The sequence below is a fragment of the Mesorhizobium sp. M2A.F.Ca.ET.067.02.1.1 genome, from assembly GCF_004023285.1.
In the GTDB taxonomy this organism is placed as follows: domain Bacteria; phylum Pseudomonadota; class Alphaproteobacteria; order Rhizobiales; family Rhizobiaceae; genus Mesorhizobium.
The window spans coordinates 1-20055 of the sequence record NZ_RZSB01000013.1 but is presented as its reverse complement, the minus strand read 5'-3'; the positions used below and the strand labels follow the sequence as shown (position 1 = coordinate 20055).

The 20055-nt window shown below is 64.8% G+C and carries 19 protein-coding genes; 7 read left to right on the top strand and 12 right to left on the bottom strand.

The genetic code is table 11. The features are described from left to right. Window positions 1-2: 2 nt before the first annotated feature. From doeA to EOA28_RS03070, 9 genes are all read right to left on the bottom strand, one after another. Window positions 3-1181 (bottom strand): ectoine hydrolase DoeA, encoded by a 1179-nt coding sequence (gene doeA / locus EOA28_RS03110; RefSeq protein ID WP_127253350.1) that lies wholly within the window; start codon window positions 1179-1181, stop codon window positions 3-5. Between the two features lie 39 nt (window positions 1182-1220). Beyond that, entirely contained in the window at window positions 1221-2213 is a 993-nt protein-coding gene (locus tag EOA28_RS03105) for a cyclodeaminase (protein ID WP_127253348.1), read from the bottom strand. Beyond that, window positions 2210-3196, bottom strand: a complete 987-nt coding sequence (gene eutB, locus EOA28_RS03100; RefSeq protein WP_189341910.1) for a hydroxyectoine utilization dehydratase EutB — start codon at window positions 3194-3196, stop codon at window positions 2210-2212. The genes EOA28_RS03105 and eutB overlap by 4 nt, the downstream gene beginning before the upstream one ends. A gap of 20 nt (window positions 3197-3216) precedes the next feature. After that, on the bottom strand, window positions 3217-3993 hold the full coding sequence (gene eutA / locus EOA28_RS03095) for an ectoine utilization protein EutA (protein ID WP_127253352.1): 777 nt from the start codon (window positions 3991-3993) through the stop codon (window positions 3217-3219). A 5-nt stretch (window positions 3994-3998) separates the two neighbouring features. Continuing rightward, a complete protein-coding gene (gene ehuD / locus EOA28_RS03090) occupies window positions 3999-4658 on the bottom strand; it encodes an ectoine/hydroxyectoine ABC transporter permease subunit EhuD (protein ID WP_128314560.1) in 660 nt (219 codons plus the stop codon). A gap of 16 nt (window positions 4659-4674) precedes the next feature. Further along, window positions 4675-5334: an ectoine/hydroxyectoine ABC transporter permease subunit EhuC gene (gene ehuC / locus EOA28_RS03085; RefSeq protein WP_127253344.1), complete on the bottom strand. Its 660-nt coding sequence runs from the start codon at window positions 5332-5334 to the stop codon at window positions 4675-4677. Between the two features lie 169 nt (window positions 5335-5503). Further along, window positions 5504-6406, bottom strand: a complete 903-nt coding sequence (ehuB, locus tag EOA28_RS03080) for an ectoine/hydroxyectoine ABC transporter substrate-binding protein EhuB (RefSeq protein ID WP_128314559.1) — start codon at window positions 6404-6406, stop codon at window positions 5504-5506. A gap of 94 nt (window positions 6407-6500) precedes the next feature. Further along, the gene (ehuA, locus tag EOA28_RS03075; RefSeq protein WP_127253340.1) at window positions 6501-7286 is read right to left on the bottom strand and encodes an ectoine/hydroxyectoine ABC transporter ATP-binding protein EhuA; all 786 of its coding nucleotides are present in this window, start codon (window positions 7284-7286) and stop codon (window positions 6501-6503) included. Between the two features lie 137 nt (window positions 7287-7423). Further along, a complete protein-coding gene (locus EOA28_RS03070) occupies window positions 7424-8809 on the bottom strand; it encodes a PLP-dependent aminotransferase family protein (protein WP_127386127.1) in 1386 nt (461 codons plus the stop codon). 83 nt (window positions 8810-8892) lie between these two features. Here EOA28_RS03070 and EOA28_RS03065 point away from each other — a divergent pair, with 83 nt between their 5' ends. Next, window positions 8893-9384 (top strand): Lrp/AsnC family transcriptional regulator, encoded by a 492-nt coding sequence (locus EOA28_RS03065; RefSeq protein WP_127252236.1) that lies wholly within the window; start codon window positions 8893-8895, stop codon window positions 9382-9384. A gap of 102 nt (window positions 9385-9486) precedes the next feature. On the opposite strand, the gene EOA28_RS03060 is transcribed toward EOA28_RS03065, so the two are convergent. Together EOA28_RS03060 and EOA28_RS03055 are read right to left on the bottom strand one after the other, a co-directional pair. Further along, window positions 9487-9792 carry a hypothetical protein gene (locus EOA28_RS03060; protein ID WP_127386128.1) on the bottom strand — a complete coding sequence of 102 codons (306 nt, stop codon included), beginning with the start codon at window positions 9790-9792 and terminating at the stop codon, window positions 9487-9489. Then, window positions 9740-10807 (bottom strand): IS4 family transposase, encoded by a 1068-nt coding sequence (locus EOA28_RS03055; protein WP_189341909.1) that lies wholly within the window; start codon window positions 10805-10807, stop codon window positions 9740-9742. Before EOA28_RS03055 ends, EOA28_RS03060 begins: the two co-directional genes overlap by 53 nt. 411 nt (window positions 10808-11218) lie before the next feature. Here EOA28_RS03055 and EOA28_RS03050 point away from each other — a divergent pair, with 411 nt between their 5' ends. The 5 genes from EOA28_RS03050 (at window position 11219) to EOA28_RS39985 (ending at window position 18413) form a co-directional block, all read left to right on the top strand. Beyond that, window positions 11219-12712: an NAD-dependent succinate-semialdehyde dehydrogenase gene (locus EOA28_RS03050; protein WP_127252234.1), complete on the top strand. Its 1494-nt coding sequence runs from the start codon at window positions 11219-11221 to the stop codon at window positions 12710-12712. A 36-nt stretch (window positions 12713-12748) separates the two neighbouring features. Then, on the top strand, window positions 12749-14128 hold the full coding sequence (locus EOA28_RS03045) for an aspartate aminotransferase family protein (protein WP_127252233.1): 1380 nt from the start codon (window positions 12749-12751) through the stop codon (window positions 14126-14128). Window positions 14129-14136: 8 nt separating this feature from the next. Next, window positions 14137-15234: an alcohol dehydrogenase family protein gene (locus EOA28_RS03040; protein ID WP_127252232.1), complete on the top strand. Its 1098-nt coding sequence runs from the start codon at window positions 14137-14139 to the stop codon at window positions 15232-15234. Between the two features lie 342 nt (window positions 15235-15576). Beyond that, on the top strand, window positions 15577-18126 hold the full coding sequence (locus EOA28_RS03035; protein WP_127252231.1) for a caspase family protein: 2550 nt from the start codon (window positions 15577-15579) through the stop codon (window positions 18124-18126). Between the two features lie 116 nt (window positions 18127-18242). Then, on the top strand, window positions 18243-18413 hold the full coding sequence (locus EOA28_RS39985) for a hypothetical protein (protein ID WP_245484012.1): 171 nt from the start codon (window positions 18243-18245) through the stop codon (window positions 18411-18413). Between the two features lie 199 nt (window positions 18414-18612). On the opposite strand, the gene EOA28_RS03025 is transcribed toward EOA28_RS39985, so the two are convergent. Beyond that, window positions 18613-19173 carry a hypothetical protein gene (locus tag EOA28_RS03025; protein ID WP_245463184.1) on the bottom strand — a complete coding sequence of 187 codons (561 nt, stop codon included), beginning with the start codon at window positions 19171-19173 and terminating at the stop codon, window positions 18613-18615. 188 nt (window positions 19174-19361) lie between these two features. On the opposite strand from EOA28_RS03025, the gene EOA28_RS03020 reads away from it, so the two are divergent. After that, entirely contained in the window at window positions 19362-19898 is a 537-nt protein-coding gene (locus tag EOA28_RS03020) for an OmpA family protein (RefSeq protein WP_189341908.1), read from the top strand. The last annotated feature ends 157 nt before the right edge of the window (window positions 19899-20055 follow it).

Sequence of the window (20055 nt, the reverse complement as noted above, 5' to 3'; positions counted from 1 at the left end):
CCTCAGTCCTTCACGAAGAGCTTGCGCGGCACATTGGCCAGGCATTCGACGCCGGTGTCGGTGATCAGGATCGACTCTGTGATTTCCAGCCCCATCGTCTCCAGCCACAGGCCGGTCATGAAGTGGAAGGTCATGCCGGGCTTGAGCTCGGTGCGGTCGCCGGGGCGCAGGCTCATGGTGCGCTCGCCCCAGTCCGGCGGATAGGAGATACCGATCGGGTAGCCGGTGCGGTTGTCCTTGACGATGCCGTATTTCTTCAGGACGGCGAAGAAGGCATTGGCGATGTCCTCGCAGGAGTTGCCGGGCTTGGCGGCGGCCAGGCCCGCCTCCATGCCTTCCAGCGTCGCCTTCTCGGCGTCGAGGAAGGCCTGCGTCGGCTTGCCGAGGAACACGGTGCGCGACAGCGGGCAATGATAGCGGTTGTAGCAACCGGCGATCTCGAAGAACGTGCCTTCATTCGCCTTCATCGGCTTGTCGTCCCAGGTGAGATGCGGTGCGGAAGCATCGGCACCCGAAGGCAGCAGCGGCACGATCGCCGGATAATCACCGCCGATGCCGGCGACGCCGCGCGTGCCGGCATCGTAGATCTCGGCGACGAGATCGCATTTGCGCATGCCGACTTCTATCCTGTCGACAATGCGCTGGTGCATCGCCTCGACGATGCGGGCGGCGTTGCGCATGTATTCGATCTCGGTCGGGCTCTTCACCGCGCGCTGCCAGTTGACCAGCGCGGTGGCGTCGGCGAAGCGGGCGTTGGGCAAGTGCTTCTGCAGCGACGCGAAGGCGGCGGCCGAGAACCAGTAATTGTCCATCTCAACGCCGATGGAGAGCTTGTCCCAGCCGCGTTCGGCCAGCACGCTGGCAAGGTAGTCCATCGGATGCCGCTCGGTCGACTGCACATAATGGTCGGCGTAGCCGATGATGTTGTCATGCGCGAGATAGGCGGTGCGCTTGGCGCCGTTGGCATCCTGGCCGCGTCCGTACCAGACCGGCTCGCCGGAAGGCGGCACGATGACCGCCTGATGCACGTAGAAGGACCAGCCGTCATACCCCGTCAGCCAGGCCATGTTGGAGGGATCGCTGACGATCAGCAGATCGACGCCCTTGGCCTCCATGGCCTTCCGCGTCTTGGCGAGGCGATCGGCAAATTCGCTCCGCGAGAATTTCAGATTTGGTTGCATTGTTCTTGGTCCTCGTTTGTTGGGCCTCGCGGCCGGGCATCAGCTTTCGAAAATGGTTCCGGCCTTCGCCGCCCGCGCGCGGTCTCGGGCCAAAGTAGCGATCGCGGTATCCTGAACGCCGGTGCCGGTGAGGTCGGCGATGGTGATGTCGCTTGCCGCGCGCCGGCCGTGCTTGCCGCCGGCAATGATCTGGCCGAGTTCGGTGACCTCGGCGTCGGCTGCGAAAACCGCAGCCTCGATCGCGTGATGGAGCTCGCCAAGGCGCCTTGTCTGCTTGGCGCTGTCGGCAACATAGAGGTCGGCCATGCGCAGGATCGCCGGCGCGATCTCGTTCTTGTGCTCGGCATCCGAGCCCATCGCGGTGATGTGTTGTCCGTCGGAAACGAAACCGGGCTTGATCAGCGGTTCGGTCGACGGCGTCGTGGTGACGATGATGTCGGCGCCGGCTGCCGCGTTCGCCGCATCCGGCTCGGCGCGAACCATGATGCCCAGCCTGTCGCGCAGGCGGGCGGCGGTTGCTTCGGCCTTGGCGGCATCGCGCGCCCAGATACGCGCTTCCTCGATCGGCCGCACGAGGCGCAGCGCTTCCAATTGCAGGCCGGCCTGCAAACCGGCGCCGAAGATCGCCGCGACCTTGGAGTCCTCGCGCGACAGATGCCTGGCCGCGACAGCGCCAGCAGCGGCTGTGCGGATATCGGTCAGATAACCATTGTCGAGCAGCAGCGCCTCGACCACGCCGGTCTTGGCCGAAAGCAGCACCATCATGCCGCCGCCGCTCGGCAGGCCGAGCTTCGGATTGTCGAAGAAGCCGGAGCTGATCTTGACGGCCAAGCCGTCTATGCCCGGCACATAGGCGGACTTCACGTCGACCTCGCCGCGATGCTCGGGAATGTCGAGCCTCAAGATCGGCGGCATCGCCACCGGCAGCGTGGCCAGGGCGCGAAAGGCGTTCTCGACGCAAGCGACGGCGTCGAGATCAAGCGTCACGATCTTGCGCAGTTCTGCTTCGGTGAGAATTGTCATACGGTTCATGCGGCGCGCTCCGTTGCGGAGGATTCGCCGCAGACGATGCGGCGGTGCAGGCTCATGTCGATGTTGCGGCCGGAAAGGATGAGCACAGTCGGGCCGCTCACTTTGACCTTGCCGGCTAGCAGCGCGCCGATGCCGACGGCGCCCGCGCCCTCGACGATCTCGCGCTCCTCTTCATAGACATGGCGAATGCCGGCCGCGATCTCGTCCTCGGCAAGCAGGACCACGTCGTCGAGCAGGTCGCGGCACATGGCGAAGGTCAGCTGGTTGTCGAGGCCGATGCCGCCGCCGAGCGAGTCCGCCAGCGTCGGCAGTTCCTCGACCTGCACCGGCCGACCTGCGTCGAGGCTGGCTTTCATTGCCGCGCCCCGCGCCATCGAGCTGCCGATGACTTTCGTGCCCGGGCTCACGCCTTTGACTGCCGCCGCGACGCCGGCCGCGAGCCCACCGCCGGAGAGCGGCACCAGCACGCATGCTGCGTCCGGAACCTGCTCCATGATTTCCAGCCCAAGCGTGCCTTGGCCGGCGACGATGTCGGGATGATCGAAGGGCGGCAGCATGACCAGCCCTTCCTCCGCCACCAGCCTGTCGACCTCCTGCTGGGCGTCGTCCTGGCTGTTGCCGACAATGCGGACATCGGCGCCGAGGCGGCGGATGGCATCGAGCTTGTTCTCGGGCACCAGCCTCGACATGCAGATCACCGCGCGCATGCCTTCGAGCTTGGCCGCATGCGCCAGCGCGCGGCCGTGATTGCCGGTCGAGGCGGCGACGACGCCGCGCGATTTTTCTTCCGGGCTCAGGGCGGCGATGGCATTGGAAGCGCCGCGCAGCTTGAAGGCGCCGGTGGTCTGGTGGTGCTCCAGCTTGAGATGAACCGGGCTGCCGGTGCGCTCCGACAGGCTTTGCGACAACACGACGGGTGTCCGCTCGACCTTGCCGGCAATGCGTTCGCGCGCGGCGCGAATATGCTGAAGCGTAACTGGCATTTCGATCACGGGCATTACGATCACTGGGCCAGCGGCTTAGTCCACAAGCGGCCGAACTCCGGTCGCGGCGTGTCGTCGCCGCAAAGCCGCAGGCAGTTCCAGGCGCTGGCCTGGTTGCTGGTGACGACCGGACGCCCGATCGCCTCTTCCATACCCGGCACCGCGAGCGCGGCGCGCAGCGCGGTGCAGGAGACGAACAGCGCATCGGCCTGCGGATGCGTGACCTTGCGCGCCATCTCGATGAGGGAAGCCGGCCTGATGCGCGCCATCTCGCGGTCATCCTCGAAGCCGAGGCAGGTGAAGCTCTGGATGTCGAAGCCATGCGCGGCGAAATAGGCGGCCATCGGCCGGCTGGTCTCGACGGTGTAGGGGGTCAGGATGCTGATGCGCTTCACGCCGAAGGCGCTCAGCCCGCGCATACCGGCCATCGGCGGCGTGACCACGGGCACGCCGGGCTTGGCCGCCTGGATCGCAGCTTCAATCTCGGCATCGCCGATCACCACGGAAGCGGAGGTGCAGGAGTAGCAGACGGCATCGAGCGTCTCGTCCGGCAGGATCAGCGCCGCGCCCGCCGAAAGCGAAGGCTGCATCTTGCGCAAATTCTCCGGCGTCGTTGGATTGGCGTAGGGAATGCGTGCGACATAGACGCCGATCCGCTCGCTCGCCACCATGCGGCGGAAATCCACCTCGCTGGTGTGGTCGGTGGCCAAGGCGATCAGGCCGACGCGCTTTTCCAGCGGACGTGCGTCAAGCGCGGGGCGCGCCGTTTCGAGCCGGATCTCGGGCAATGCTTTCATGACTTTCATCTTTCGATCCTGCCGTAGCGATGCTCCAGCCAGCGCAACAGCACGACGGAGCAGAGGCTGATGACGAGGAAGAAGGCGCCGACCAGCGTCATCGGCTCGATATAGCGGTAATAGGTGTTGGCGACGCTCTTGGCCTGGTTCATCAGCTCAAGCACGGTGATCGCCGAGAGCAGCGGCGTCTCCTTGAACATGGCGATGAAGTAATTGGCCAGGGCCGGGATCATCGGCGGGATCGCCTGCGGCAGGATGATATGCATCCAGGTGTGGCGTCCGTTGAGATTGCAGGCCTTGGCCGCCTCCCACTGGCCGCGCGGAACATTGTCGATGCCGGCGCGATAGACCTCGGCCGTGTAGGTGCCGTAGTGCAGGCCAAGCCCGATCACGCCGGCCACCAGCGGCGGCAGCAGGATGCCGATGTCGGGCAGCACGTAGAAGATGAAATAGAGCTGCACCAGTAGCGGCGTGCCGCGGATAAACTCGGCGAACCAGCCGACCCTGCGCGCGACGATGCGGTTCTCCGAGCGCCGCGCCAGCGCGATCCCGAGCCCCACGATCGCCGCCAGGACCGAGCCCAGAATGGTCGCCAATATGGTGATCTTCACGCCCTGGATCAGAGTCGGCATGATCTCCCAGACGAAGTTCCAATCCCAGTCCATTATTTGGCCCAGTCCATCAGATGCGCACTCCATCAAGGCCGCGCGCCATGCGGCGTTCAAGCGTGCGCACGCCCCAGGAGATGATCAGCGCCAGCGCGAAATAGATGATCAGCACGGATAGGAACGGCATCAGCGTGCTGCCGGTCTGCGAACGCACCACCTGCGCCTGGAAGGTCAGGTCGGCGAGCGAGATCAGCGAGACGACCGAGGTCGCCTTGAGGAGCTCGATCGCGTTGTTGCCGAAAGTCGGCAGCATGACGAGCAGCGCCTGCGGCAGGATCACGTGCCGCATGCCCTGCCAGCGGCCGAGATTGAGCGCCGTGCAGGCCTCATATTGCTCGCGGCCGACTGACAGGATGGCGCCGCGCACAACTTCCGCCGCATAGGCGCCGACATTCAAGCCCAGCGCCAGGACGCCGGCCTGCAGCGGCGTCAGCGACAGGCCGGCGAAGGGCAGCACGAAATAGGCCCAGAACAGCTGCACGAAAATCGAGGTGCCGCGGAAGAATTCGATATAGGCCGTGGCGATCGCGCGCAGGAGGAAGAAGCGCGATACGCGCCCCATGCCGGCAAGGAAAGCCATGATGAGCGCAAGCACTGACCCCATCAGCGTCAGCTCGATGGTGACAAGCGCTCCCTGCAATATCAGGCCGAGATAGCCGGACCACTGGGTCATAGGGTTCCAACGTTTGCGTTCTTGGCCCCTTCTCCCCGTTTACGGGGAGTTGAGGAGCGGTTCGCGCAGCGAACGAAAAGCCAATTGCTTGGCTTTTCGAGCGACGAAAGCCGGCAGGCAGATGAGGGGCAGCGCAAACTTGCGAAAGTACGGCGCCGCCCCTCATCCGTCACTTCGTGACACCTTCTCCCCGTGAACGGGGAGAAGGAAGGGTGCGCACTTCCTTCGCCGCGCAGAGCTTCTCGCGGGTCGTCGACATCGCCGCCTTGGCGGAGAAGCCGTAGGGCTCGATGATCTTGGCGAACTCGCCGGACTTCTTCAGCTTGGCGAGCTCGACGTCATAGGCGTCGCGCAGCGCCTCGTCGCCCTTCTTGAAAGCGGCGCCGTCGCAATAGACCGGAGCTCCCTGCACCGGCGCGATCACTTCGAGGTTCGGATCATTGGCCTTCTTCATCAGGTCGTTGATCGACAGAACCGGCAGCGAATAGGCGTCGATGCGGCCGTCCTGCACCATCTTCAGGCCGCTCTGGCCGTCCGGCACGACGACCACGCGATCGCGCGGCACGCCGGCATTGAGCGCCAGCTTCTCCTCGGTGCCGCCGCCGGGCGCGCCGACGGTGGCGGAGCTGTCCTTGGCGATATCCTCATAGCTCTTGAAGCCTTTCGGATTGCCCTTCTTCACCAGCATCGCCTCGGCGTCGCACAGCACCGGTTCGGAATAGGCGACCGCCGCGCAACGCTCCGGCTTCATGAACAGGCCGGCGGTGACGACGTCGAAGCGTCCAGCCTGCAGGCCGGGGATCATGGCGCCATATTCGGAGATGGAGGCAACGATGTCGTTGACGCCGAGACGCTTGAAGATCTCGCGCGCCACGTCCGGCGCCGCGCCCGAGACCTTGCCGTCCGCGGCCACCGCCGTATAGGGCGGCTCGTTGGCGATGGCGACGCGGGCAAAGCCTTGCTGCTTGAGCTGCTCCAGCTTTGCATCGTCGGCCGAACGCGCGCCGGAGGCGAGCAGCATCGTACTCACTGCGAGGCCGGCGACGCCAGCCAGAATGCCAAGTTTCTTCATCGTTCCCAACTCCTTGTTTCTGTTATTGGTTTGCTCGGTTCGGGACGGCCTTGGGCCGCCCGTGGACGGCTTGCGCCGCCCGTCTGCATAGCGGTCAGACGCGATGTCCGGCCGCGATGATCTTCTTCAGGAAGCTCTGCGTTCTTTCCTGTTTGGGATGGCGGAAAATCTCATCGGGCTTGCCTTCCTCGACGATCCTGCCGCGGTCGAAGAACAGCACGCGGTCGGCGAAGTCGTGGGCGAAGCCCATCTCGTGGGTAACCAGAAGCATCGTCATGTCGGTCTCGGCCGCGAGCTTGCGCATGACGTTGAGAACTTCCTCGACGAGCTCAGGATCGAGCGCCGAGGTCACTTCGTCGAACAGCATGATCTTGGGTGACAGCGCCAACGCGCGCGCGATCGCCACGCGCTGCTTCTGGCCGCCGGAAAGCTGCGCCGGCATCGCTTTCGCCTTGTCGGCGAGGCCCACCATGTCGAGCAGTTCCATCGCCCGTTTCTCGGCGGCGGCGCGCGCGACGCCCTTGGTCAGCATCGGCGCCAGCGTCACGTTGTCCATGACGCATTTGTGCGGAAAGAGATTGAAGAGCTGGAAGACCATGCCGATCTTCTGGCGCATCCTGGCCAGGTGGCGCTCGTCGGCCGGCAGCAGCTGGCCGTTGCGCTCCATGTGGTAGAGCTGCTTGCCATCGACCTGGATGTGGCCGCCGTCGATCTTCTCCAAGGTCATCAGGATGCGCAGGATCGTCGTCTTGCCGGAGCCGGACGGACCGATCAGCGCCAGCTTCTCGCCGGGCATCACCTGCATCGACAAACCGTCCAGCACCTTGAAGGTGCCGAAGCTCTTCGAAATCGCATCGACCTTGATGATGGGCGCGGGCAATCCATTTCCCCGTTGCTGGAGAAGCCTATGCCCTTAACGATGCGAAACGTACCAAATCATGTCAATTAGGAAACTAATATCATGACAATATTTCCGGCGCGGCACAATTTCAGGGCAATCTGGACTCCTTTTGTGCATCAGATGGCGAGCAGGAGATGCTCCGGATCGCCGAGCAGCAGCTTGGCGACAACGCTCAGGCCCACCCGCAGTTCCCCCTCTGTGGTCGATCCGAGCGAGATGCGCACGGCCGGATGCCATGGCGTGTCAGCGATGCGGAACGAAGTGCCCGGCGCGATCGCCACGCCGCGCAGGCGCGCTTGAGAGACAAAGCTTTCCTCGGCGCGGTCGCCCGGCAGCTCCAGCCACAGATGCAGCCCGTCGCGATGGACGCGGTAATCGACGCCCACCAGCATTTCGGCGGCAATCTCCTGGCGTCGCCTCAGCGCCGCGCGCTGCCAGTTGACCAGTTCCATCGCCGTGCCGTCGTTCACCCAGCGCGTCGCGATCTCCGCCACCATCGGGGTCGCCATCCAGTTCGAGACGAGGTGGCGGTTGGCGACGGCGGCGACATAGCGGTCCGGCACCGCCAGATAACCGATGCGCAGGCCGGGCACGGTGATCTTGGTGAAGGAGGTGACGTAGAGCGTCCGCTCCGGCGCAAACGCGGCGACCGCCGGCGGCCGGCCTTCGACCAGCGGCCCCAGCACGTCGTTCTCGATGATGGCGATGTCGTGCTTGCGCGCGACCGCGGCGATCTGCTCGCGGCGGGCGGCGTCCATCAGGGTCGCCGTGGGGTTTATCACCGAGGGCTGCACGAAGACGGCGCGAATGTCGGAGAGACGGCAGGCCTCGTCGAGCGCCTCGGGGATCAGCCCGTTGCCGTCGATCGGTAGCCCTTCCAGGTTGAAGCCAAGATAGCGCGCAAGTGGCACCAGCGTGTGGTGGCCGATCGCCTCCGTCGCGACCGTCGAGCCGGGTGGCGCCACGCTCATCAGCGCCACAGTCATGCCGGCGGTGGCGCCGTTTGTGAGGCTGATGTTCTGCGGCGACGCCTCCAGCCCGCAAAGCTTCAACCACTCGACAGCCACCGCGCGGTGGCGCGGGAAAACCATGTTCGGCCGGAACGACAGGGCCGAGCTTGACGGCAGGTTCTCGGCGAGCCAGCCCAGCGCCTGCTTCAGTTTTTCCAGATGCATCGGCTCGCAGACCGGCTTCAGGATGGAAAGGTCGATGACCTCGCCCAGCCGTTCCGGGATGTAGGGCGGCTCCGGTTCCCGGCGCTGCGTCTGCACGAAGCTGCCGCGGCCGACCTCGCCGGAAATCAGGCCGCGGCGGATCAGTTCCTCATAGGCGCGGCTGACCGTCTGAACCGAGAGTTTCAGGTCGTCGGCCAGGCGGCGGTGCGTCGGCAGCCGCGTGCCATTGGCCAGCCGCCCGTCATGGATCGCGCGCGCGAACTGATCGGCCAGCGAGAGATAGGCCGGGCGGCGGATGAGAGCAGGGTCAGGCTGCCATAATGTCATGACTTATTAGAGATCGAAATCAGTGCAATTGACAATCGAAATAATGCATCGTCATGTTGTCCTGAACGAAAGGCGGATACCGCATGGCGGCAGCGAAGCTCGACCCGATCGACCTCAGGATTCTCGACGCCATCCAGCGTGACGGGCGCATCACCAAGCTGGCGCTGGCCGAGAAGGTCGGCCTGTCGCCGACGCCGTGCTGGATGCGGCTGCGCAAGCTGGAGAAAGTCGGCATCGTCTCCGGCTATCACGCCGCGGTCGCCATGCGCGTCATCGCGCCGGTGGCGACGGTGCTGATGGAGGTGACCCTGGCCAACCATCGCCAGGCCGACTTCGATCGCTTCGAGCGCGTGGTGCGCGATGTTCCGGAGATCGTCGCCTGCTGGTCTGTGGGCGGCGGCGTCGATTACGTGCTGAAGGTCATGGCGCGCGACATCGATGCCTATCAGCGGCTGGTCGACAGCCTGCTCGAACGCGAGATCGGCATCGACCGCTACTTCACCTACATCGTCACCAAGACGGTCAAGGATGAGACCGTGCTGCCGGTGGCCGACCTGCTGCCGGAGCAAGGGTGAGGGCTCAGCGAAGCCCCCTCATCCGGCCACTTCGCGGCCACCTTCTCCCCAAGGGGAGAAGAGGTTGGCGCCGGGCGCTTACCTGCTCCTCTCCCCTTGGGGCTAGCGTGCGCACACATTTGCTTCGGGTTGATTTTGTGAGGCTAGAAGGAAGCCGTCTGTGATGGCGTTGAAGCGTCTGAGGCCGTGGGTGAAGGTGATGGGCCCTGGCGGGCGTTCCTTTTCGTAGCCGTTCCAGCCTCCGAGCCTGGCGATACACCAGGCGGCCCAGGCGAGCGTGTGCGTGGGGTGCGGGTTCTTCTGCTTTTGGGTCTTGCCTTCGAGCTTGGCGATGAGCGCTTGCAGGACGGTGATCTCAGAGGGGTCGAAGAGCCGCGCGGCCTGGAAGGTCTGGCCCGGCGAAACCACGCCCGTGTACGAGCTGCATGACCCTGGTGGCGACGACCAGAGCGGCGGCGGCCAGACGTTCGAGTGCGTCGCCATCGGCGATGAGACTTTCCTCCAGATCGATGGCCTGCGACTTCACAGTCCGGAACAGCTGCTCGACGCTCCAGCGCGAGCGATAGAGGTCGACGATGCGGCAGGCATCGGCAAGCGTTTCGACGCTGTGGGTGGTCAACAGCCGCCAGATCACCGCGTCCTTGGCCGAAGGTGGATCGATCTCACGCACTTCCACCATGTTGAGCGAGAGTTTGCGCGGATCGCGGCTGTCGGCGCCAAGGCGGGGCTGACGCAAGCTCACCGCGGTGAAGCGAACGGCCAGTTCGACGATGCGAGCCGGCCGGCCGGGTCGGGCCTGCAGCTCGAAGGCAACGCGGCCGGCTTCCGGCGTCTTGGCGATCGCGCCGAACAGGCGCTCGCCCCGCGTGCCCAAGGCCCGATCCCGCACAGCACGGATGAGCACATGGGTGCGCTCGTCGGGCAGCCTTGCAAACACTTCGTAGATGTCGGCCTCGCGGTCGCCGATCACCGTCATCTGCGGCGTGTCGGTCAGCGCCTGGCATGCCGCCTTGGCGGTGCCGATCCATTTGTGGCTTTCCTTGGCTTCGATCGGCAGCGCCTGGTAGTCATCCGCCTTCTTGGCCTCGCGCCGCCGCCAGATCGTGGCGCCTGCAAGGCCAAGGACAGAGCCGTCCACGGCATCCACGGCCAGCGCCGGATGCACGAACAGCCCGATATCCGTGCCATTGCCGACACGACCGAGGCCGCGCTTGCGTGAAGCCTTGGCTTCATAGTTGATCTCGCTGCTGTCCTCGATGATCAGCACGTGGCGCCCGGCGGCCAGTTCGGCGGTTCGGGCCGCAGCCGTGCGGACGATCTCTTGCGTGCTCACGTGGCGATTGCGGAACAGGCGCGTGAACGCGACCTTCTCGGCGCGCGTGTCGACCAGCCGGCGCATGCCCGTGCTGACACGCGCAAACATGCGCTCCAGAACCATGCTCCCCTTTTTTGCAAGCGCAGGTCGCCGAAGTAGCCAAGCAACGAAGCCATCGTCGAAACCTCCTGAATCAACAATGGCAGCTACAGAATCACATACGATTCAAACGCTTCAAGCCTTTTTCCGACGCCGCTTCTTCACACTTGACCACACAACGAAGCAAATGTGTGCGCACGCTAGCCCCTTGGGGAGAGGTCGGATTGCCCCGAATTGCCCTTCGCAATTCGGTTGGCAATCCGGGTGAGGGGGAATCCTACTCAGCCGCATCTAGACAGATCGTCTACGTTCGCCGGCCAACAGAGACAATCTCTCTACATCGGACCGCCGAAACAGCCTCTTTGTCTCGATCGCGCGACTAGTCTCTCCCTATCGCCTCGACACCGGGAGACCTGACTGATGTCCGCGCATTTTGCCCGCACCAACCGCCATGAAGCGCTCGACCGCCTCGCCGATCGCCGCCTGCTGCGCGGGCTCGCCTATGTCGACGGCCACTGGACGGCAAGCGAGGCGGCGGCAAGTTTTGAAGTCATCGATCCGGCGACCGGCGCTACCGTCGCCTTTGTGGCGGCACTCGATGCCGCCCAGACGACGACGGCGATCAACGCTGCGTCTCGTGCGTTTCCCGGCTGGCGGGCGCTGTTGCCGCAGGAACGCTCGAAAATCTTGCGAAAATGGTTCGACCTGATCATCGCCGCCAAGGACGACCTGGCGCTGCTGATGACGCTCGAGCAGGGCAAGCCGCTGAAGGAATCGCTGGGCGAGATCGACTACGCCGCTTCCTTCGTCGAGTGGTATGCCGAGGAAGCGAAACGCCTCAACGCCGAGAGCGTCACCAGCCATCTGCCGAATGCCGAAATGTCGGTACGCCGCGAGCCGCTCGGCGTGGTCGGCGTGGTCACGCCGTGGAATTTCCCGTCGGCCATGCTCACCCGCAAGGCCGCGGCCGCGCTTGCCGCCGGCTGCACGGTGGTGGCGCATCCGTCCTCCGATACGCCGCTGTCGGCCCTGGCGCTGGCCGAGCTTGGCGAGCGCGCCGGGCTGCCGGCCGGCGTCTTCAACGTCATCACGGGTGATGCGCGCACCATCGTTGGCGCCATGTGCGCCGACGCCAGGGTCCGCGCGATGAGCTTCACCGGATCGACCGACGTCGGCCGGCTGATCGCCGCGCAGAGTGCCGCTACGATGAAGCGCCTGGTCATGGAGCTCGGCGGCCACGCGCCGCTGATCGTCTTCGACGACGCCAACGTCGAGAAGGCCGTGGCAATCGCGCTCGACGCCAAATTCGCCACCTCCGGCCAGGATTGCCTCGCCGCCAACCGCATCTATGTGCGGCGGCCGATCTATGACCGCTTCTGCGCCGCTTTCGAGCGCCGCATCGAGAAGCTTCGCGTTGGCAATGGGCTGTCCGCGGACGCCGAGATCGGGCCGTTGATGCATGAGCGCGCGGTCAAGAAGGTCGAGGAGCAGGTGGCCGATGCGCTCACCCGTGGCGCGCGCTGCCTGACCGGCGGCAAGCGCCACGCTGCCGGCCCGCTGTTTTACCAGCCGACGCTGCTTGTCGATGTGCCGGACGAAGCGCTGATCATGCGTGAGGAGACGTTTGGGCCCGTGGCCGCTGTGACGCCGTTCGACGACGAGGCCGAAGTCGTCGCCCGCGCCAATGCCACCGAATACGGCCTCGTCGCCTATGTCGTCACCGAGAACGGCGCTCAGCAGGCGCGCATGGGGCGTGCGCTGGACTACGGCATGGTTGCGATCAACCGCGTCAAGATCACCGGCGCGCCGATCCCTTTCGGCGGCGTCAAGCAATCCGGGGTCGGCCGCGAAGGCTCGCGCCACGGCCTCGAAGCCTTTACCGACCTCAAATACCTCTGCCTCGACGTAGCCTAAGCTGCGCAGGCCCTCATTCTCGTCAGGAGTCAAAAAATGCTCGAACAGTCCAACGAACTCTCCGCCTGGGATCGCGACCACTTCTTTCATCCCTCGACGCATATGGGCACGCACGCGCGCGGCGAGTCGCCGGCGCGCATCATGGCCGGCGGCGAAGGCGTCACCGTGTGGGACAACACCGGCAAGAAGAGCATCGATGCCTTCGCCGGCCTCTACTGCGTCAATGTCGGCTATGGCCGCCAGAAGATCGCCGACGCCATCGCAAGCCAAGCGAAGAACCTCGCCTACTACCACGCCTATGTCGGCCACGGCACCGAGGCATCGATCACGCTTGCCAAGATGATCATCGACCGTGCGCCGAAGGGCATGAGCCGAGTCTATTTCGGCTTGTCCGGCTCCGACGCAAACGAGACCAACATCAAGCTGATCTGGTACTACAACAACGTGCTCGGCCGGCCGGAAAAGAAGAAGATCATCTCGCGCTGGCGCGGCTACCATGGCTCGGGCGTGATGACCGGCTCGCTGACCGGGCTGGAGCTGTTCCACAACGCCTTCGACCTGCCGCGCGCGCCGATCCTGCACACCGAGGCGCCCTATTATTTCCGCCGCGCCGACCGTTCGATGAGCGAGGAACAGTTCTCGCAACATTGCGCCGACAAGCTCGAGGAGATGATCCTCGCCGAAGGACCGGACACGGTCGCCGCTTTCATCGGTGAGCCGATCCTCGGCACCGGCGGCATCGTGCCGCCGCCGGCCGGTTACTGGCAGAAGATCCAGGCCGTGCTGGACAAATACGACGTGCTGCTCGTCGCCGACGAGGTGGTGACCGGCTTCGGTCGTCTCGGCACGATGTTCGGCTCCGACCATTACGGCATCAAGCCGGACCTGATCACCATCGCCAAGGGCCTGACCTCGGCCTATGCGCCGCTCTCTGGCGTCATCGTTTCCGACAAGATCTGGCAGGTGCTGGTCAAGGGCTCCGACAAGCTTGGCTCGCTCGGCCATGGCTGGACCTATTCGGCGCACCCGATCTGCGTTGCCGCGGGCGTCGCCAATCTAGAACTGATCGACGAGATGGACCTGGTGCGGAATGCCGGCGAGACGGGCGCCTACTTCCGCGCCGAGCTCGCCAAGGCTGTCGGCGACCACAGGAATGTCGGCGAGGTGCGCGGCGATGGCATGCTGGCCGCGGTCGAGTTCGTCAAGGACCGCGACGACCGCGTCTTCTTCGATCCGGCGCTGAAGGTCGGGCCGCAGATCGCCACGGCGCTGGCCGCCAGTGGCGTCATCGGTCGCGCTATGCCGCAGGGCGACATCCTCGGCTTCGCGCCGCCACTCTGCCTCACGCGCGAGGAAGCCGACATCGTCGTCGCCAAGACCGCCGACGCGGTGAACAGCGTTTTTGTGAGCCTCTGAGAAACGACATGAATGCCATGACCAGAACCGTTCCCACCATGGCCGCCGTGCAGCTTACCGGCCATGGCGGCCTCGAAAAGCTTGTCTACCGCACCGATGTGAAGGTGCCGGCACCTGCCGCCGGCGAAGTGCTGGTCAAGGTCAGCGCCTGCGGCATGAACAACACCGATGTCTGGGTGCGCCAGGGCGCCTATGGCACGGAGGAGGATGCGGCCGCGGTATCGACCTGGCGCCGGCAAGGCAACACGCTCACCTTCCCGCGCATCCAGGGCACCGACACGGTGGGCACCATCGTCGCCGTCGGCGACGGCGTGCCGGCGAGCCGCATCGGCGAGCGCGTGATGGTCGACTTCTCGATCTACAACCGCGACGACGATTCGCTGGCCGACATCGACTATATGGGCCATGGCCGCGACGGCGGTTACGCCGAATACCAGGCGCTGCCGGCGGAGAACGCGCATGTCGTCGACACCGACTTGAGCGATGTCGAGCTCGCCACTTTCTGCTGCGCCTATCTTACCGGCGAGCAGATGCTGGAGCGTGCCGCGCTGCGGGCCGGCGAGCGTGTGCTGGTCACCGGCGCCTCCGGCGGCGTCGGCTCAGGTATCGTGCAACTGGCCAGGGCGCGCGGCGCCATCCCCTATGCCGTCGTCGGCAAGGGCAAGGAGCAGGCCGTGCTCGACATCGGCGCCGAGAAGGTGATCACGCGCGGCGTGGCCGATCTGCCCGCCGCCGTCAACGAAGCGACCGGCGGCCAGCCCATCGACGTGGTCGCCGATCTCGTCGGCGGGACCATCTTCAACGACCTGCTGCGCATCCTGCGGCCCGAGGGCCGCTACACCACGGCGGGCGCCATTGCCGGGCCGGTCGTGCAGCTCGATTTGCGGACCATGTATCTGAAGCAGCTTCAGCTCCACGGCTCCAGCCAGGGCACGCGCGCCGACTTCAGCCGCATCGTCCGCTACATCGAGGAAAAGAAGATCAAGCCGCTGGTCGGCGGCGTCTACAAATTGTCGGACTTCCACCGCGCCCAGACCGACTTCATGGGCAAGGACTTCGTCGGCAAGCTGGTGGTGGTGCCCGATGCGATGTGGAGCGGGGCCTGATCCTGAAGGGAGCGCCCGGGCGGCTTCACCCGCCGCTATATCCAGCGCGGCGACTGCGGACGGCAAGCCGAAATACGCCGGGAAGTAAACGCCTTGCGGGCGTGCGTATTCGAGGACGCCCGGACAAACCGGGGCGTCCTCGCCTCGCGGCCGGCGATGCGCTTGCCCAGGTCATTGCGGCGTCCGGGCCTCTGAGCTATTTTAGCAGTTTATTGGATACGCCTGCCTGCCATCGCGGGCGCGTTCCTTGCCGCCTTGGCAGATTGTGAAGTCTTTAACAGACCGCGATGCTGCAAGCTGAATTCTTGTGGCTGACAGGTCATAGCGGTTGGGGATTTTGCCATGCTGCGACGCTACGCGCTGATTGCGGCCTTGATCGTCGTGGGCCTCACGACGGTGCAGGCCCAGGCCGATCGAAGGGTTGCGCTTGTCATCGGCAATTCGCAATACCGCGAAATCCCGGCGCTGAAGAATCCCGACAAAGATGCCGAGGACGTCTCGAACACCTTCCGTCTGGCCGGGTTCGATGTCTTCGTCGCCAAGGACCTCACCAAGCTCCAGTTCGAGAAGGAGTTCCGCAATTACCTCGCCGCGGCGGACGGCGCGGATCTGGCCGTCGTCTATTATTCGGGCCACGGCTTTCAGATCGGCGGCGAGAACTTCTTGATCCCGGTCGATGCGTCGCTCAAGGCTGCAGCCGACATCGAGGTCCAGGCGGTCAAGCTCGACGATGTCCTGCAGCAATTGCGCGCCAAATCGAGGATCCAGGTGATCATCCTCGATGCCTGCCGCAACAATCCTTTCCCGCGCAAGGACTACTGGCTGCGCGACCAGTTGATCGCGGCTGGCGGCACCGGCCTTGCGCAGGTGAAAAGCTCACTGAATACCCTTATCGCCTTCGCCACCGAGCCGGGCGCCGTCGCCTATGACGGCTCCGGCGATCTCAGCCCCTTCTCATCCGCCTTCTCCCGCCGCGCGCTGGCGCCGAACCAGGAGATACGCTCCGTCATGGCGGCCGTGCGCCGCGACGTGGTCGAGGCCACCAAGGGGGCGCAGGTTCCGTGGGAAAATTCCTCGCTGATCGACGAGGTGGTGCTGATGCGCCGAGCCAGCCGGCCGGCTTTGCCGCCGGTGCTGGAAAAGACCGTGCCGTCGGGCGTCGGACCGGTCGCGCTCGACCTGCCTGTGCCGGTCGATGTCGATGGCGGCGCGGTCACCATCAGCATCGAAAGGCCGCCGGCGCTGGGGCGTCTGATGCTGGACGGGAAGCCGGTCGCAACGGGCCAGCCGATAGAGGGCAAGGACCTGCCGCGGCTCCAGATTGACGTGCCGAAGGGCGCCGATGCCGAGGACCAGGTCGATATGCTGGCCTATGCCACGCATGACGAATGGGGCGGCGGATCGCAAGGCATCCTCGTGTTCCGGGTCAAGAACGGCGACAGCACCGCCGGCAAGCAGCTCGTGGCCTCGCTGGAGTCCGAGCAGAAGCAGCAGGTGGTGGAGCGCGGCATCCACATCGCCGGCGCCGCTGAAGCGATCGAGAACCACGATGTGAACGTTCCGGTCGGTGTCGGTCCGGTTCCGCTGAAGCTGGATTTGCCGACCAAGGATCCGGCGGTCAGCGTGAAGCTCGCGAGCTATCCGGCAACCGGGACGCTGTCCCTGCCGGATCGGACCCTGTCGCCGCAGTCGAGCCTGACGGCCGATGAAGTCGATAAACTGCGCTACGAGCCGCAGATAGGCACTGTCCAGCCATTGATAGTCGGCGTCGAAATCACGGCCGACAACACACCGTCAAAGCCGGCGACGATGAAGCTGTCGCCCAGCGTCGATCCGTGCGACCAGAAGGCAGGCGAGCCTTTGGACCTGCAGGGCGTCGTCCCCGGCCTGTTGCCGAATGAGATCGGCGCCGGCGCGGTGGACGCCTGCCAGGCGGCGGTGAAGGCCTATCCCGATGTCGCGCGATTCCACTACGAACTCGGCCGCGCGCTGCTCGCCGCCGGCAAGGTCGACGAGGCGAAGAAGGTGATCCAGGACGCCGCCGACAAGGGACATGTCCGCGCTGTGTTCGAGCTCGGCTATATCGCTTCGTCCGGTATAGGAACGGCCGTGGATCCCGCGAAGGCGAATAGCTTCTATGCCAAGGCGTCTGACAAAGGCGATCCCTATGGAATGACGGCCTGGGGACGCGCGCTGTTCAATGGTCTTGGCGTCCAGCGCGACACCGGCAGGGGGCTGGATCTGCTGCTCAAGGCGGCGGCCATGGGCCACACCTATGCCATGAACGATCTCGCCGCGATCTTCACCGAAGGCCGCAATGGCGTGCCCGCCGACCCGGCTCGCGCCGTTGCCTTCCTCAAGGCGGGCGTCGAGCGCCAGGACATGTATTCGATGAACATTCTCGGCCGCAATTATCTCAGCGGGCGAGGCGTCCAGAAGGATACGAAGCAGGCGCAGACGCTTTTCCAGAAGGCGATGGATCTCGGCCAGCCCTATGCGCCCGGCAGTCTTGCGCGCATGTACCGGGATGGTGACGGCGTCGACAAGAACCTTGCCGAAGCGCAGAGGCTGTTCGAGCTTGCGACAGACCGCGGCGACTACTCGGCGGCCTATGATCGCGCGGCCATCGAGATGCAGAAGGGCGAGAAGTCCGACCAGGTCATCGCCGTTCGCTATCTGGCGTTCGCGGCAGGACTTGATCTTCGTAACGAGTTACCGGGCGCTCGGACGACCCTCGCGCAGTTCGGCACGAAGCCGAAGACGGCTGCGTTGAAGCAATTGCGTTCGGAGCTCAAATCGAAAATTTCCGCCGGCGAGTCGGTAGACGACCAATTGATCAAGACGGCCAGAGCCGTCTGGGAGCAAGCCAATCCGCGTCGGGACCTATTCTGATCAACAAGGAGGCAACGGTGGGCGGGGCATTGAAGCAAGCGGTCATTGCAACATTTTTATCCCTTGCGGTCGCGGGATGCACGACCCTGGCGCCCAGGTTCGAGCCGGCGCCGACAGTGAAACAGCCGACCAAGCAAGTTCGCGTGACGACGACGCCGACGGTGGTCAAGCAAAAGAAGGCGACCGCCAGGAAGCCGATCAAGCCGGTGACGAGCGAACCCGCGCCTGTCATCGCGCCTCTGGGTGGCGGCGGTGGTAGCGGTGGCGGCGGTGGCGGCGGGTGGTGACAACGTTCATGACACGCGTGCTTCTTAGGCAATTCCAGAAAAAGTGTGAAGCGGTTTTCGTCCGGAATTGCGTAGAAACAAAGAGACAGGGTGTTTCGCCGTCTCCGTGAGACGGTGAAACGCACCAGAGAATTGCGGGAAAGCATGCGGCGGTTCCGTCCGCAACTGCGGCTTCATGGGTATTCTCCGACGGAAAGCCCTAATACGCGTCGACCGATGGTCGTTGCGCTTCCATCTCCACCATCTGGATGCCCATCTCGACAAAGGCGGAAAGCACGGCGAAGCGGTCCGCGGTCGAGACGCGCGCCAGCCCCGCCAGGATCCCTGCGTTGACGGCGTGGGCGGCGGGGAATCCGGTCGACAGCATATCGAAGGCCGGGTCGCGCCACGCCGCCGACAAGGCGATCCAGGCAGCCGGCGTCGCCGGCGACGGATCGACAGCGCTGCTGAGCGCCGCCCGATGGCGAGGATTGCCGGGCTCGCCCACCCAATCGCTGACAAGCGCCAGCAATTCGAGATCCCTTTCGGCAAGGAGCTCGGCGAGATGGCTCAGGCATTCATGCCCCCACCAGACCGCGGCGCGCTCGGGCAGGAGATAGGCGCAAAACGTCACGGCTTCCTCCGGCACGCGCCCGGCGAGCAGCGCGCGGCAGAATTCCAGCGGAGGTTGGGCGGCGGCCGGCGACTTCATATCCCGGGCGATCGCGGGACAGGCAAGAAACAGATCCCTTGCCGTTCTGTATCCGAGTTCATTGGCCATCGCTGCCACACCCCGAGCATCGGCACAAATAGCACTGAAACCCGCCGCCAAGCGCCGGTCAAGCCTCAACCTTATCAGGCGCCGGCCATCGGCAACGTGCGCTTGTTCACAGACAATCGTTTCAGGATTTGATATAGTCCGCGCCAGCGAAAACCCGCTCGAAACAGGTCAAAACAGGAGTGACGGTCATGCGGTGGGGCAGCTCAGCCTTGGCATTGGCGGCCGTGCTTTTTTCAACGCACGTCTACGCCGATCCGCTTCAGAAATCGGAAGACATCGTAAAGTTCTTCGCCGGCCAGGGTAATCTTGGCGCCTCACGCGGTATCTGCGTCGGCACCGAGGAAGAGTGCAAGAGCAAGGCTGAGAAGAACGAGGCGCCGCCCCAGAAGGCTGGCCTCGACATGATGATCAACTTCGCCCTGGATTCGGCCCAGCTCGACCAGACCGCGCGCGCGGAGCTGGACGAGTTCGCCAAGGCGCTGAAGGACAACAGGCTGAGCACGTTCAGCTTCGTCGTCGAGGGTCACACCGACGCGACCGGCACGGACAGCTACAACCAGGGCCTGTCGCAGCGGAGAGCGCAATCGGTGGCGGCCTTCCTCGAAGCCAACGGCGTTGAATCGGCGCGGCTCGAAGCGATCGGTCTCGGCAAGTCGCATCCGCGTGTCGCCAATCCATACGATCCGGTCAACCGCCGCGTGGAAATGCGGATCAGGACGGAATAGACGGGCCGCAGGCAAGCCGACCCGTCAACAGCGAAACAGGTCAAGGGGAGCTCGGCCAAGCGCCGGCTCCCCTTTTGTTGCTGTCTGTGTCGACGCAATTCCAGGCGGAAAACCGCTTCACACTATTCCTGGAATTGCTCAACGATCAATTCTTGAT